The organism is Anabaena sphaerica FACHB-251 (genome assembly GCF_014696825.1).
Lineage (GTDB): Bacteria > Cyanobacteriota > Cyanobacteriia > Cyanobacteriales > Nostocaceae > RDYJ01.
Genome location: NZ_JACJQU010000002.1, coordinates 760,547 through 774,385 on the forward strand (window position 1 = coordinate 760,547; position 13,839 = coordinate 774,385).

14 protein-coding genes, 1 tRNA gene and 1 pseudogene are annotated in these 13,839 nt (G+C 40.2%); 7 read left to right on the forward strand and 9 right to left on the reverse strand.

Annotated features, from left to right (window positions below):
* Nucleotides 1–48: 48 nt before the first annotated feature.
* The 4 genes and pseudogenes from H6G06_RS06990 to H6G06_RS07005 form a co-directional block, all read right to left on the reverse strand.
* Nucleotides 49–204, reverse strand: a pseudogene (locus H6G06_RS06990) (ISAs1 family transposase); the annotation flags it as partial.
* 92 nt (nucleotides 205–296) lie between these two features.
* A complete protein-coding gene (locus H6G06_RS28100) occupies nucleotides 297–449 on the reverse strand; it encodes a transposase family protein (RefSeq protein WP_190558376.1) in 153 nt (50 codons plus the stop codon).
* A 459-nt stretch (nucleotides 450–908) separates the two neighbouring features.
* Nucleotides 909–1,193, reverse strand: a complete 285-nt coding sequence (locus H6G06_RS07000; protein WP_199306594.1) for a hypothetical protein — start codon at nucleotides 1,191–1,193, stop codon at nucleotides 909–911.
* Nucleotides 1,194–1,196: 3 nt separating this feature from the next.
* Nucleotides 1,197–1,586: a hypothetical protein gene (locus H6G06_RS07005; RefSeq protein ID WP_190558378.1), complete on the reverse strand. Its 390-nt coding sequence runs from the start codon at nucleotides 1,584–1,586 to the stop codon at nucleotides 1,197–1,199.
* 399 nt (nucleotides 1,587–1,985) lie between these two features.
* Between H6G06_RS07005 and H6G06_RS07010 the strand changes: the two genes are divergently transcribed.
* Nucleotides 1,986–2,228 carry a TRADD-N-associated membrane domain-containing protein gene (locus H6G06_RS07010; RefSeq protein WP_190558381.1) on the forward strand — a complete coding sequence of 81 codons (243 nt, stop codon included), beginning with the start codon at nucleotides 1,986–1,988 and terminating at the stop codon, nucleotides 2,226–2,228.
* A gap of 325 nt (nucleotides 2,229–2,553) precedes the next feature.
* A complete protein-coding gene (locus tag H6G06_RS07015) occupies nucleotides 2,554–3,399 on the forward strand; it encodes a polysaccharide deacetylase family protein (RefSeq protein WP_190558383.1) in 846 nt (281 codons plus the stop codon).
* Nucleotides 3,400–3,461: 62 nt separating this feature from the next.
* Here H6G06_RS07015 and H6G06_RS07020 read toward each other — a convergent pair whose 3' ends face one another.
* The 3 genes from H6G06_RS07020 to H6G06_RS07030 all read right to left on the reverse strand — a co-directional run bounded on the left by H6G06_RS07020 (nucleotide 3,462) and on the right by H6G06_RS07030 (nucleotide 4,776).
* Nucleotides 3,462–3,851, reverse strand: a complete 390-nt coding sequence (locus H6G06_RS07020) for an alr0857 family protein (protein WP_190558385.1) — start codon at nucleotides 3,849–3,851, stop codon at nucleotides 3,462–3,464.
* 16 nt (nucleotides 3,852–3,867) lie between these two features.
* Nucleotides 3,868–4,386, reverse strand: a complete 519-nt coding sequence (locus H6G06_RS07025; protein WP_338422919.1) for an HNH endonuclease — start codon at nucleotides 4,384–4,386, stop codon at nucleotides 3,868–3,870.
* 156 nt (nucleotides 4,387–4,542) lie between these two features.
* Nucleotides 4,543–4,776, reverse strand: a complete 234-nt coding sequence (locus tag H6G06_RS07030; protein WP_338422920.1) for a hypothetical protein — start codon at nucleotides 4,774–4,776, stop codon at nucleotides 4,543–4,545.
* Between the two features lie 83 nt (nucleotides 4,777–4,859).
* Here H6G06_RS07030 and H6G06_RS07035 point away from each other — a divergent pair, with 83 nt between their 5' ends.
* From H6G06_RS07035 to H6G06_RS07045, 3 genes are all read left to right on the forward strand, one after another.
* Nucleotides 4,860–5,195: a ribbon-helix-helix domain-containing protein gene (locus tag H6G06_RS07035; RefSeq protein ID WP_190558389.1), complete on the forward strand. Its 336-nt coding sequence runs from the start codon at nucleotides 4,860–4,862 to the stop codon at nucleotides 5,193–5,195.
* Between the two features lie 735 nt (nucleotides 5,196–5,930).
* Nucleotides 5,931–7,961 (forward strand): sensor histidine kinase, encoded by a 2,031-nt coding sequence (locus tag H6G06_RS07040; RefSeq protein ID WP_190558391.1) that lies wholly within the window; start codon nucleotides 5,931–5,933, stop codon nucleotides 7,959–7,961.
* Nucleotides 7,958–8,533, forward strand: coding sequence for an SRPBCC family protein (locus tag H6G06_RS07045; protein WP_190558393.1), 576 nt, complete (start codon nucleotides 7,958–7,960; stop codon nucleotides 8,531–8,533). The genes H6G06_RS07040 and H6G06_RS07045 overlap by 4 nt, the downstream gene beginning before the upstream one ends.
* Nucleotides 8,534–8,621: 88 nt before the next feature.
* On the opposite strand, the gene H6G06_RS07050 is transcribed toward H6G06_RS07045, so the two are convergent.
* Nucleotides 8,622–8,694, reverse strand: a tRNA-Glu gene (locus tag H6G06_RS07050).
* A gap of 327 nt (nucleotides 8,695–9,021) precedes the next feature.
* Between H6G06_RS07050 and H6G06_RS07055 the strand changes: the two genes are divergently transcribed.
* Nucleotides 9,022–10,950, forward strand: coding sequence for a cation:proton antiporter (locus tag H6G06_RS07055; RefSeq protein WP_190558395.1), 1,929 nt, complete (start codon nucleotides 9,022–9,024; stop codon nucleotides 10,948–10,950).
* Here H6G06_RS07055 and H6G06_RS07060 read toward each other — a convergent pair.
* A complete protein-coding gene (locus tag H6G06_RS07060) occupies nucleotides 10,917–11,552 on the reverse strand; it encodes a cytochrome b N-terminal domain-containing protein (RefSeq protein ID WP_190558397.1) in 636 nt (211 codons plus the stop codon). The two genes, H6G06_RS07055 and H6G06_RS07060, sit on opposite strands and share 34 nt — an antisense overlap.
* A gap of 677 nt (nucleotides 11,553–12,229) precedes the next feature.
* On the opposite strand from H6G06_RS07060, the gene H6G06_RS07065 reads away from it, so the two are divergent.
* A complete protein-coding gene (locus H6G06_RS07065) occupies nucleotides 12,230–13,639 on the forward strand; it encodes a hypothetical protein (protein WP_190558399.1) in 1,410 nt (469 codons plus the stop codon).
* Nucleotides 13,640–13,839 lie beyond the last annotated feature (200 nt).

A 13,839-nucleotide genomic window follows, 5' to 3' on the forward strand; every position in this document is an offset into this window, starting at 1 on the left:
ATCATGGGAGAGAAATCTTTGAGCGATCGTAATGGAAGCATGACCATTTCACCGGAGTATGTTGAGAGCAATCGCTCTCAAGACAGAGAGATTTGCAGGGGCATGACCCAGACGTATTTTTGAATCATCCTCTTTGAAAACTACGTCTTTAACCCAGTGAAGGCGATTTTCGATACACCAATGACCGCGAATACCACGAGCGAATTCTTGTGCTGACTACCCGTCTGATCGTTGAGTATGAGGGAACACCATGTTTTTGGATTTCAAACTTTTTGATCAATACTTGACGATGGCGTTTAACTCTCATCCCCCCATGCTCGATACCCGACATATCCACTCATTGTTCCCATTATTACAAACAGCAATACCAGCCAGAGTGGATGTCTTCGACCATCAGTCGTTCTGAAGTCTTCCACTTGCCGCAGATGTTCCATCAGAGAAGCACCCATAATTTTACCCCCTCAACACTTGCTATTTTACCTGTTTTAGGGAATGAAACAGCCCTGGACTTGAGGGGGCGACAAAGAAGCTAAAGAGGTTGCTGGATAAGTATCACAGCCCTCATACCCTGCTGATAAAATGGCATCTTATTGCGATAGCTTGCGTGGCGTAGCCATACTAAAGCCATCATCTCCAAGACCAATTCTTGACACTCATTCATAGAAACTATCTAGGGTTTGCTGAAAAATTTGTCTGTGAGGGGAGGGAACAGGGAACAGGGAACAGGGAACAGTTTCAGCTATCTAGATATCTTCAATTTCCCATATCCGACAAGGAAAATTGCACCTGTTTTGAGACACCATAAACCAAAACCTTGCACTTTCTTGTGATAAAAATCCGCGAAACCCTTATTAATAAACGGTTTTATCTTTATTCAGCAAGCCCTATCTAACTAGAACCATACAAACCTATCCAAAAAGCACTATGTCTTCTTCTAGTTCTTTGATTTTCACAAGGACGACAAACATAAAATCTGCTTTTTCAACATTTGCTAATTGATAGCGGTTAATTAGTTGTTTGCAAATGCTGTCTAGAAATAACTCAGGATGGTTACGACCATCTACCAAGACGTTGAAATAACAAATTGCTTTATGTTCAAAGACGTATTTAGCCGCGATGGTACTTTTACCTATTCCCGCATCACTGATAACTATAAAATAGCCTTTGGTATTGGTGTTGATGAATTTTGCCAAGGCTTAAAATACGAATTTGCGACCGCAGAAGGATTGTATTTTTTCGGTGATTAGTGATTGAAATTCTGATGATATAGATTTATCTGGAATAGGATTTTTTAATGTTGCTTCTGATTGAGGTTGATGATATTTCTGTTTTAAATAAGTTCGTAATTTTTCAAATTTACCTGCTCCTTCTTTTTCTCTAAGTTCAGGACAGACATTTTCAAACTTTTTATAAATCTTTTGTAGACGACTTTTAACAATAGCTTCGGTAATGCTTAATTTTACACTGAGTTGTATTTGATTAATTTGTGCATCTGGGTCAGGTAGTGCAGTTAATAAAGTTGTTTTCTCTTCAACAGATAAATGTTGAATATCTGCTTGTTGGTTAAGAAATTCTTGCCAAGTCATGGATGTTGTTTAGATTTTAGTAAAAATTATAACTGATTTTTGGAAAATCTCACTTTGTTAATGTTTTTTAACCGTCATTTTTCGATTAGCATCATAAACAGCCTGGGAATCAATTCCCAGTCTCAGAGCGAAAGTCCACTAAAGTGGACTCAAAGATTGTTTCGGTGGTTGCAGAATAAATTGTACTCTAGAAATGCCATAATTGAGATTGGTTAATTAGATAAAATCAAATATCTATACTTTTAATATACCTTGAATACACTTTGCATATACTTCACTTATATCTACTTCTAATATACCTATCTCTATACCTTGGCTCAACTTCATTCCCTCAAATTGGTGACAAGATAAAGATATAGAAACGAGAGAGAAATTCAAAAATAAAAGGCAGTAAAAACCATGAACCAACAAATTAAGGAAGAATTACTCCGTCAAGCAAAGCTAACTTTTAATGTCGCTTTGTGTGTTTCCGCAGCTTCAGCTATGATGACATTATTTGGCGTAGGTTTAATCTATTTCAACAAAGTATCAGAAGCTAGTTTAACCGCAGGTGGTGGCGCTTTGGCAACTATGACTAGCCTGAATTTTGCTAAACAAACTAAGGATGAATTATGCGAAATGATTGAGGAGGATGAAGACTAAAATTAGTAGAGGTAAAGTAAAGTCCCAGAAGCTAGGGAATAAATTAAGAGTCTATAGCTTAAGTCGGGTAAAACCGACTATTTTGGCTTGAAGGATTCTATTTCACGAATAAATTTTGATTTTTAGTTATAAAGATTGCGTTTTAACGCACTTTAAATATTAGACCGGAAATTGATTTCCGGGCGGGTCTGGAAACAAACAGATAAGACATTTTTGGCTTAATTTGATACCAATAAAACCCCTACCCCAAATCAAATTTTTCTGTTAATACTGTAAAAACTCAAATTCCCATCCTGTGAAATCTATTTATCATCGATAAAACATTATGTCTCACAATTCCAATTCCACAAACAACCACAACAAAACAATAAAAATAATTGCTGTCACCAGCATAGCATTATCTCTCACCGCTTGTACCAACAACCAAAATACACCCCAATTAAAAACTAACAGCGAAGCCGTGGGTGTTTCCATTCCAGAAAATCAAACTAATCCAAAATCACAACCACCTGCTAAAATCGAAAACTTTAATTTTACCGTCCCAGCTAAATTTCAAGGGAAGACAGTTTATAAAGTCGAACCCAAAAACAACGAAAAAGTCATTGCTTTAACCATTGATGATGGTCCCTGGCCAAAAACCACGGTAGAAATGTTAGATATCCTCAAACAAAATGATGTAAAAGCCACATTCTTTTGGGTAGGAAGTTCCTTAAAAAATTATCCCGAAATAGCCAAACGAGTAGTAGCCGAAGGTCACGCTATTGGTAATCATACATGGAATCATTTATATAAACGCATGGATGCAGCCACAGCTAAAAATGAAATTGAAAAAACAAATGAATTAATCTATAAAACAACAGGTGTAAAAACATCTTTTTTCCGTCCACCTGGAGGCTATTTAAACAATGGATTAGCCGCTTATGCTAAAAGTCAAAAAAACTCTGTTGTCATGTGGTCAGTGACCTCAGCAGACACCGATCCTCGTGCAAAATATCAAGTATTTGTTAAAAATATTCTCAGAGATGCTAAACCCGGCGCAATTGTTTTAATGCACGATGGTGGCGGGAATCGTCAACGAACCGTCCAAGCCTTACCAGAAATCATCACTGGACTAAAACAACAAGGTTATAGATTTGTCACAATTCCCGAATTATTAGAAATGGAAAAATAAAAGAGGCAGAAGTCTGGAATCTCTTTTTCCTCCTGCCTCCTGCCTTCTGCCTTCTGCCTTCTTCACTCACTCACAACAGAAGCACAAACCTGAGCTTCTTGCCAAAGTTTGTGTAAAAAGAACTCGGTGCGATCGCTCATCGTCGTCACAAACACACCCACAGCATCCTCAGAACCATCTGATAACCAGGAACCCCGCAGGGTGACTTCCAGATATTCAGCATCGCTCTTGGACAGGGCTATGATTTCACCATCATTTCGTCGCGCTTCAGCCTTCAGCCTTTCTACTCCCGGTAAATCAACAGGAAGCAAAAAGGAAGCCGTGCTAGGTTCAAAATGTAAAGTTTGACCAACCCGCAGTGCCAAAATCACTCTCTGCGCCACCCATTCTTCTAGTGACAGCGTGAGACACTCTAAATAAAAGCTTCCTTCAGTGTAAGTTAATTTCAGCATTCCTTATGCTCTCCTGTTATTCCAGGTCTGCTTGCAAATCCACCCAAAATTTTTCTGCAAAAGAAACAGCAGGGTGAACTGGCGCTTTTGGTTTGGTACGTAGCTGCATCCCAACTTCAGCCAGACTTTTATCGCCTTTACGAGAGTTACATCTAGAGCAGGCTGTGACTACGTTATCCCAGGTATGAAGTCCCCCTTTAGATCGAGGAATCACATGATCCAAGGTCAGATGTTTGTTTGTCCCACAATATTGACAACTGTGATGGTCTCGCCGCAGCACTTCCCGCCGATTCACTGGGGGAACTTTCCACATCCTTTCAGCCGCTGCAATTTTCAAGCGGATGTGTTTTGGCACAGATAATACCAAGCTAGGCGAGTGAACTAACCATCCCGGTTCTGCGGAAAAGTCTAGTGGCTCGGCTTTATTAGTTACCAACAACACAATGGCTCGCTTGATATTTACCCGACACAGTGGCAAGTAATTTTGAGAAAACACCACCACGGATTGCTCTAACACTTGCATGGCGATCATCACAGCCTGACTCCTTATTAACAGCTATCAGGGAATAGGTAAAGAATTTTCTCCCCATCTCCCCAGTCCCCAGTTACCTACCTGTTCACTGATATAAAAAACCCCCGCTTCACCTAAATCAGAAGCGGGGGTTAAAATTGACCTGATACTTTTCTGGTCTTATTTTGGTACAGCATTTTCTTTGTACCTCCCGCTATTTGTATCTAAATGTGGTTTACCATTCAGCCAATCAAAACTGATATATCTAAAATCATTATTACCCTCTGTGTTTTGCCTTTGATGCTGGCTACCATCGGCCATAAATAAATACTTCACTCCCACAGCAGCAAATTCCCAACTGGCTTGGCTGTTGGTGGGATGGGAGAGAGTTGAAATGGGGTAAATGGATTTCACAGAAAATTTCACCTATTGAACATTCCTTTAAACATACTACACTTGTATTACTATCCTGTCTATATCTATAAGGAGAAAAAATCATGCATACCATCACACGCACCTCAACCACCGATATGGAAGTTACCAGCATCCGTTTGGAACGCGAACTGAAGGATAAACTTAAAGAGATAGCTGGCAATCAGGGATATCAAGCTCTGATTCGAGATGTTCTCTGGAATTATGTGCAGCAAAAATCAGGTGAGTGGAAACCTCGATTTTCACGCGCTGACATTCGAGCTAGTATAGCGGCAACAGCCCAGCAAGATGAACGCTGTGTCCTCACAGGTAAATTAATTGAAGCTCAACAGCCAATGTTATTAGGACTGACGAGGAATGGCGACATGGTTCCTCTAAGTGTCGAGAGTTTGGCTCTCTAGTGTATTATTGCTTAGGTTTCCAGTGGTCATGATAGTAGTGGTGAACTACCTACACTGACTCTTCGAGTACAGTGTAGGCTTCCTGTCCAACAAAAAGCGCAGTAGTAGATTTGTTGCGTCCTCTATTACTGCGACTTACATCTGGGCGACAAGCTTTATCCCCCGTTCCAGAGGTCAAACCTTCGGCTTCGCTCAGGTTAAAAACTTGTACTGAGCGTAGTCGAAGTATCCGTAGTCCCTCATCTCTGAGGTTACAGCAGATTGCAGATCAATGAGGTACAGAATCTAAATTGAAACTTATACACAAAGTCAGTTTTACTCCTGACTCCTGACTCCTGCTGTATTTAACGTTAAGTTTAATGTAAATTCATAGACCTAAGTAAAAACCCACTATACCTTGTCACTACCATATTCAGTGTTAATGCGTAAGCTATTTATGATATTTTTTATGTAATTACAGAGAAATTACGGTTTATGTAGAGTTACAAACAAGATATCCTAGATTGATGATAATAGACTTACTCAATCTCCAAACCTTGAAAATCCTGTAAAGCAGGCATTGAGATTGATAAAATTATCATAACCTAGATAACTCAAATTAGTTCATAAATCCAAATAGAGGTAATTAATATTTGTATACCTGAAAGGGTAAAAAAATTTTAGCACATTCTTCATAAATTACTTGTAATTTATCAGGGAGAAGCAAGATAATTAAAGATCAAAAACGTAAAAATAATGAAAAAACGTTTATTATCACTGCCACAATATATAAATAATGATGTAGATCAACTACAACCATATAGAGCCAAGCTGATGCAGCAACAGGAAAAAACAGCCCATACGTTGGTGCATAAAATTAATCATATAGTTGCCAATAGTCAAGCTACATCCTTGATATTGCAAGAAATTTCTCACTTGCTAGGAGTAGCATTGAAAGCAGATTGCTGCTGTTTAGTGACAACTATCAGTGATGAATCTGGTGAAGTATCTGCGGCTAATTGGTGTAGTGAACAATTTTTGGACGTGTCACAATCTAGCGAAATATTATCAAGGCAGCAATTGTTGATGAGTTCACCATCTATACAATGCGCTACTGAACAATTAACTATTGAAGATATTTCCACAATTCAAAAAACGCTAGCAATTAGTTGTCAATCTTGGGCAATACCGATGCAATCGGTTTTAGCAATTCCCACGCGATTTAGTGGTAAAAATAACGGGGTAATTTGCCTGATAAAATTCCACGCATATCAATGGAATGAATCAGAAAAAAATTTACTGCAAGCAATAGCGCCATCTTGTGCGATCGCTTTAGCTCAAGTAGCCCAAACACAGATACTCGCTAATCAAAAGCATGATCTGCACAAAGGCAACCAGCATCAAATTTTAATTAAGCGATTAACTACTTTAAGTCTTAGTAACTTGGAGTTAAATCAAATGCTCCAGTTAGTTATTTCATCGACGGCCGAATCTTTAGAAGCAGATCGAGGATTACTGATTTTATTAAAATATACAGATCCAATGTTTAGGAATCGTCAAAAAAAGCAAATTCCTAAAGCCAAAGCCACTGTAGTTGGAGAATGGACTAAAACTCAAAACCCTGCTGAAACCAGGTTAGATAAATTAGATCAGTCTTTTTGGTTGTCAGAGTGTGGATTATGCCAACGTGTATTTGTAGAATCGGGGAAACCGATCATGATTGATAATTGTCCAGAGCAAAAAGAGAATTGGAAACCAAATCCATTGTTTGCCATTGAAGAGTTTCCTGCCACATTATTAATGCCATTAGAAAATCAAGGCAATGTTTTAGGATTTGTGGTTTTACAACAACAAGTTGCTCGCAGTTGGCAACCCACAGAGTTAAATATTGTGGAAATGGTCTGCGCTCAATTGAGTAATGCCATAATTCAATCACAAACACTGCGACAAGTACAAAATTTAGTAGATGAAAGAACAGAGCAACTCAAGCGCAGTTTGGAAGTACAAGCAAAATTGTACGAAAGAACAAAGCAGTATGTTGAGCAGTTGCAAGAACTCAATGAACTTAAAGATGAATTTGTCAGCAACATCAGCGATCGCTTGCGTTATCCTCTGACAAATATGCGGATGTCAATTCGTAATTTACGTTTACCAGGAATTTCACCAGAACGTCAAGCCCGATACCTAGATATTCTAGAGTCAGAATGCACCAAGGAAATTAACTTGATTAATGACCTCCTCACGCTCCAGAAACTAGAATCCCACCAGGAAGCACCGCAATTTGAAACTATAAACTTAAATACTAAAATTAATGACTTGGTAGCTACTGTAGAAAAGCCCTTCTTAGATCAGGCATTATCTGTAGCCGTAGATTTACCTAAAGAACCATTAAAACTCCAAACTGAAATCGAGAGTTTTGACCGCATTTTGCAAGAACTGTTAAACAATGTCAGTAAATACTCGGAGCGTGATACTATCGTCCATTTACAGGCGACTCACAGAGTCGAACAAGAAGTGGATCAAGTTATGATTAAAGTGACTAATACAGGACGTGGCATCTCGCAAGAGGAAGCAGCCTATATCTTTGATAAGTTCCGACGTGGTAAAGGACGTTGGACTCCTGGTACTGGCTTAGGATTGGCTTTAGTCAAGTCTCTGGTACAGCATTTGCATGGAGCGATCGCTGTTGAGAGTACCCCCATTGAGAACTCTCATTTAAGCGAAATTTGTTTTACCCTCACCCTACCTCAGTTTTCCTCAGCAAATCATCCACATTCTCAACAGTGACTACAGAAAACAACTCAACGGGACTTGATTCCCCCACCCCCATTGATGACAATGCTCTAGAAGCTAATTTGGATGTTGATTCAGTTAGCATCCAAGTGGAGAAATTATCCGATAGACAGCGGCAAATTACCGCCAAAGTCCAAATTCCCCACCCCATCGAAAAAGTCTGGAAGATTCTCACAGACTATGAAGCCTTGCCTCAATTCATTCCTAATCTAGCCAAAAGCTGTCTGTTAGACCATCCCAATGGAGGCATACGTCTTGAACAGATAGGCTCTCAGCGATTGTTAAATTTCAAATTTTGTGCGCGTGTAGTTCTGGATCTCGAAGAAATCTTCCCCAAACTCATCAACTTTCAAATGGTAGAAGGAGATTTTAAAGGATTTGCTGGTAGTTGGTGCTTAGAGCCTTATTCTCTTGGTGCAAACCAAGGAACAATTCTCTGCTACACAATCCAAGTTTGGCCTAAGCTCACAATGCCAATAGCAATCATTGAGAACCGCCTCAGCAAAGACCTGCAACTAAACCTTCTGGCAATTCGCCAACGGGCAAATGAGTTAAGCATCGTGTAAGCTGCTGGTTATCAAATCAGCATAGCTAAATTGAATAGGTAGAAAAGAAGTTGTTTTCCATTCTCTTCTACCTTTCTAGTTTTTTTAATACCCCCAGGGGAATTCGAATCCCCGTTACCTCCGTGAAAGGGAGGTGTCCTAGGCCTCTAGACGATGGGGGCATCGGACTTCAGACTTTTAATAATCTACCTGATTTTTCAGAAGATGTCAACACCTTTTTCTAAAAAATTTTTCACGGCATCCAAATCTTCTAAATTCAGCAGATTACAAGGTGATCACAGATGAAGAGAAATCAATTCAAAATTCAAAAACTCCCAACCCTACACCCTCTTCCGGTCGCCAAATAGCTAAAAAAGATGTACTATAGATAACTAAGCATAACAAAATCTCTTATTTTTTCAAAGATGGGTGTGCGGTTGTACGCTGTAGAGTTAGTATTTATGATTCTTTACAGAGGATTTTGAAATCAATCGCTCAAAATCTACAACATGGAAGCATCTTTTCAAATTACCCTACAGATGGTGTTCACAGTCCTGGCAGGCATCAGCGCCCAGGTGATGGCGGCATACTTCAAGCTGCCCAGCATCGTCTTATTACTCTTGTTAGGCATCATCTTGGGTGCTGATGGGATTGGACTACTGCATCCCCATCTGCTAGGAACAGGATTAGAAGTAATTGTCTCCCTAGCAACGGCAATTATCTTGTTTGAAGGCGGGCTGAAATTGGATCTACGGGAGATGGGCAGAGTTTCACTCAGTTTACAATTGCTTGTCACCCTGGGAACCTTAATAACGCTGCTAGGGGGCAGTATGGCGGCTCACTGGCTGGGAGAATTTCCCTGGAGTATAGCTTTTCTCTATGCTTCCATAGTCGTTGTCACCGGACCAACAGTGGTTGGACCACTGCTCAAACAAATTAACGTAGATAGACAAGTAGCAACCCTGTTGGAAGGCGAAGGTGTTTTAATCGACCCAGTGGGAGCTATTCTGGCTTATGTTGTCTTGGATACGATTTTGAATGGCGATGCTGACCCGGTTAACGCCATCATGGGTTTAATATTGCGTTTGGGTGTGGGATCAATGATTGGGGGTGTTGGCGGTTATCTGATGAGTTGGATTTTCAAACGCGCCAATTTTCTCTCTTTTGAACTGAAAAACCTGGTGGTTTTAGCGGTGCTGTGGGGTTTGTTTACCCTAGCGCAAACTATTCGCAGCGAGTCAGGAATTATGACTACAGTCGTTGCCGGTGCAGTATTTGCTAACTCATCAGTTCCTGAAGAACGTCTGTTGCGAAGCTTTAAGAATCAGCTGACAATTCTGAGTGTTTCTGTACTGTTTATCCTCCTAGCAGCTGATTTATCCATAGCCAGTGTGTTGGCCTTGGGTTGGGGTAGTTTATTTACTGTTTTGGTATTGATGTTCGTGGTTCGCCCGATTAACATTCTGTTGTGTACTTGGAACAGTAATCTTAATTGGCGACAAAAACTTTTTTTAAGTTGGGTAGCACCTAGAGGAATAGTTTCTGCCTCTGTGGCTTCTTTATTTGCAATTTCCCTAACACAAAGGGGCGTTAATGGTGGCGATGCTATTAAAGCTCTGGTGTTTCTGACCATTATCATGACTGTTTTTTGTCAAGGGTTAACAGCAGGCTGGCTAGTTAAGTGGTTACGAATCACTTCTAAAGATGCCACTGGAGCGGTGATAGTGGGTTGTAATCCCTTGAGTTTATTGATTTCCCGCTTTTTTCAAGAACGGGGGGAAAGCGTGGTCATGATTGACACTGACTCCCAGTATTTTGCTCAAGCTGAAGCTCAAAATCTGCGGGTGATTGCTAGTAGTGCGCTGGATGCAGAGGTTTTGGAGGAGGCAGGAATTGCTTCTATGGGTACTTTTTTGGCTATGACTAATAATGGCGAAGTCAATTTTGTGTTAGCACAACGGGCAGCGGAGGAATTTAACCCACCCCGTGTTTTAGCAGTATTTCCCCGTGATCCTCAAGCTTCTACCTCAGTCAATAGTAGCAATAGTAGAGTTAATCAAGCTTTTGTCTCTGACTTACCCATTAAAACCTGGAATGAATATTTAAATGACGGCCGGGTGAAGTTGGGGACAACGACTTTAAATGAGGCAGAATTTGCTGTTCAGCAGGAGCATATACAGGAAAAGATTCGGACTGGTGTGTTAGTACCCCTCTTGCTAGAAAGAGAAGAACGCCTACAGGTAATGTCAGTGAATCAAGATTGGGAAGTAGGCGATCGCATTATCTACCTGTTGTACGATTCCAGACCAAATCTTTTAAAACGTTTATCTGGTGCTAGTCAATCTACAGTCTTGGCTTTAGAAACTTTACCAGAAGTAGAAGAAGTACCTACTGCTAAATTTTCTCAACTTTCTGCTACTGAAGCATCTGGCAATTGAAAGTCAATATTTTCTTGATACATTTCTTTCTCTTGCCATAGCAAAGCAGATAAATGCACTATTGCCAAAATCAGGGTAGTAAAAGCAATCACGTAGCTGTTGATAGCATACAGGTGTTGTACTGTTAATGTATTAATAGCTCCACCACCCGTTAATATATCTCGCAGTTGTCCACCAATGACAGGGATGGCTTCGATGGTTCCTAACTCAATTTGAAATCGCCAGTATCCTTCTTGATTCCAGCCCAGGAGCATAGCTGTCCAATCTAAACCAATAGCACACAGGGTAAATAAAATGCCGCTAATCCAAGCTGTCAGCCAACTCTGACGAAATTGCCGACCGAGAAACATGACAACGATATCAATGAGTGCGATCGCAATCATGGCATTACCAGCAATCTCATGCGCTCTGTAAAATAACCAACCATAAGCTACTTGAGTATTGATCATCTCCAATGAATGATAAGCACCTCCGGCTGTTGGTTCGTAGTAAAAAGACAGTAAAACCCCCGTCGAAGCGTAAATGAGGTACAGGGTAAAAATTACGACGGCTAATAGCGTCGCTACTCGTCGCCAAATCCAATCCAACTGGGTAGTTTGCATGGACGAACCCTCTTTAGTTGATCAATTGTGTCTTTATATTAAAATCTTAACATTTTTTAAGAATATATACTTATTGCCAGATCAAGGAGGCTTCGCCGTGAGCGTCAGCCGATAGCTTGCGTGGCGTAGCCATACGGTACAGAATCTAAATTGAAACCTATACACAAAGACAGTTTTACTCCTGACTCCTGACTTCTGACTACTGCTGTATATAATACCTATTGCCAGATCTATACCCTACCCCAATCCTGCAATTTACTGAGAGTCACGGAATATCGTATGCCTTCCGGGAGCCGGAGGCATACCGCAGAGGACACAGAGGAATAAGAGTTGGGAAGAGTGTTTGCAAAAAATCAACGCTGAAGATAATTTAAATATTCCTGTTTTAAATGCCAATATTAGGAAGTTATTATTTGTTAGTTAGAGACACCATTCTCTATAATGGCAATATAATTTAAGATATAAAATCCTTAGTACAGTAAGGCAGAAATGGCCTTATCTAGCCATAGACATCTCCGACAAATATTGTGGAGAGGTTCCATGTAACTTTTCTACAAAACGCATATTTGATTTTCACAAGATGTCTAATAGATAAAAAAGTAGATTCTATGAGTTTTACAGCCTTCTGCCTGATTGGACTAGTTAACTGCAACCGAGCCGAGTGAACGATAACAGCTATGTCTTACGTCTCCCTGCTGAAAAATGTACCAGAAATATTAAGCCAACCAACTGGGATAGCAGCTATAGCCTCTCTTGGCATCCACGGTGCTATTGCTTTGATTGTGCCATTAATGCCTGTTGATTCCAGTAAATCCCCGCAAACTGATTCCACAAAAGCAGTAGGATTAATGGAATTGAGTTCGGCTGACCAAAACAGATTGCCACAAACTGCCGATACATCCCAAGTTGCTTTACAACAACCCCTACTACCGCTACAACCACAAATTCCTCTACCGAACTTTGGCAACGAACCAGCAATCATCCCACCTTTAGAACCAGCTTTACCTAGCCAGCAGGTATTGCCACCCATCCCTACATCATCGGCGAACTATAATTCTCCTTACTTGCCTAGAAGGCAGCCTACCCAAAGATATACTAAAAACGATTTTAGAACCCAAGTTTCTAATTACCGTCTCAGAAGTACATTCTCTCCCACAGCTTCTCCTTTTGTTGATGATATAGATGCCAAAATTAGAGAAACCCAACCACTGAATATAAACAGGTTGCCACAAGTTCAAGCAGATAATAAATTACCTGCTGAACCGCTAATTAACCCATCTCCCGATGCTATTGACATTGGCTCTACGACAGCACCACAAGGAGTTACTGAACCACAAAAAATTCAGTTAGGAGATAGCCCAGTTCAAATTGCGGCAAATTCTCCATCTGATCTCCCTGCTGAACTATCTGTACAAGGTAAAGGTCAATTATTATCAGCAGCACCGATTGTACTACCATCACCAGAAACTTCAGCACAGCCACAAGGGGAAGTTCCAACTTTCAGCCAGGCTGACTCTCAAGGTAAGAAAAGCGAACAGTTACTGGCCAACCTGAACTCTTATAACACCCTGAGAAAAACAATTCGGGAAGAATACCCCAACGTCAAGGAACAAGCAGTCATTCGTGAAACTATCTCTACAAATAAACGAGATATGGAAGGTACTGTTTTGGGTCGATTAGTTGTAGATCCTGACGGTAAGGTCGTGGATATCAAGTTCCAAGATAGGTCAGTAGCTCCTGAACTGCAATCCAAAACCAGGGAATTTTTTAACGCCAATCCACCTAAAGCTGAGAAACGAATTAGCTCTTATCCTTTCCAACTCAGGTTTAAAAATAATAGCGATAATAATATTCCCCAAAAAACTCAAGAGCTAAAACCTTCACAAAATCCAAATGCTCAAAAAGTATCTGAGCCACAAGAAAGAAAAAATCAGCCGAATAATCAAGCTGTGATTATTCCCAACTCTTCTGCGACACCTCTAGTCAGTGAGGATAAACCTACTTTCTCAACTGAATCTGCTCAAAAGCTAATAAAACAGTTACGTCAAGTCAAAGAAGAAAGACAAGACTCAAATCAAGAAAAATAACATCATCAAATTTTGACATTCTCCCCACCTTACTTCGTAAAAGGTGGGGACTCTAAAGATCGCTCTTTAGGTTTTCTCTTTCCACGAGTTGACTTGCGTAAACGCCTCAATTAGCTTTCATCCCCGGCTTAAAAGACATCAACCCCTAAAAATTTCTGGGGTTTTTAAGAGTTGATTTTGGGGTTTTCAGCCTATTTTAT

Excerpts from the sequence above, each read along its gene's own strand:
- H6G06_RS07060 (WP_190558397.1), bottom strand. The coding sequence starts at position 11,552 with ATGCAAACTACCCAGTTGGATTGGATTTGGCGACGAGTAGCGACGCTA.
- H6G06_RS07005 (WP_190558378.1), bottom strand. The coding sequence starts at position 1,586 with ATGACTTGGCAAGAATTTCTTAACCAACAAGCAGATATTCAACATTTA.
- H6G06_RS28100 (WP_190558376.1), bottom strand. The coding sequence starts at position 449 with ATGGGTGCTTCTCTGATGGAACATCTGCGGCAAGTGGAAGACTTCAGA.
- H6G06_RS07010 (WP_190558381.1), top strand. The coding sequence starts at position 1,986 with ATGAACCAACAAATTAAGGAAGAATTACTCCGTCAAGCAAAGCTAACT.
- H6G06_RS07035 (WP_190558389.1), top strand. The coding sequence starts at position 4,860 with ATGCATACCATCACACGCACCTCAACCACCGATATGGAAGTTACCAGC.
- H6G06_RS07020 (WP_190558385.1), bottom strand. The coding sequence starts at position 3,851 with ATGCTGAAATTAACTTACACTGAAGGAAGCTTTTATTTAGAGTGTCTC.
- H6G06_RS07015 (WP_190558383.1), top strand. The coding sequence starts at position 2,554 with ATGTCTCACAATTCCAATTCCACAAACAACCACAACAAAACAATAAAA.
- H6G06_RS07055 (WP_190558395.1), top strand. The coding sequence starts at position 9,022 with ATGGAAGCATCTTTTCAAATTACCCTACAGATGGTGTTCACAGTCCTG.
- H6G06_RS07040 (WP_190558391.1), top strand. The coding sequence starts at position 5,931 with ATGAAAAAACGTTTATTATCACTGCCACAATATATAAATAATGATGTA.
- H6G06_RS07065 (WP_190558399.1), top strand. The coding sequence starts at position 12,230 with ATGTCTTACGTCTCCCTGCTGAAAAATGTACCAGAAATATTAAGCCAA.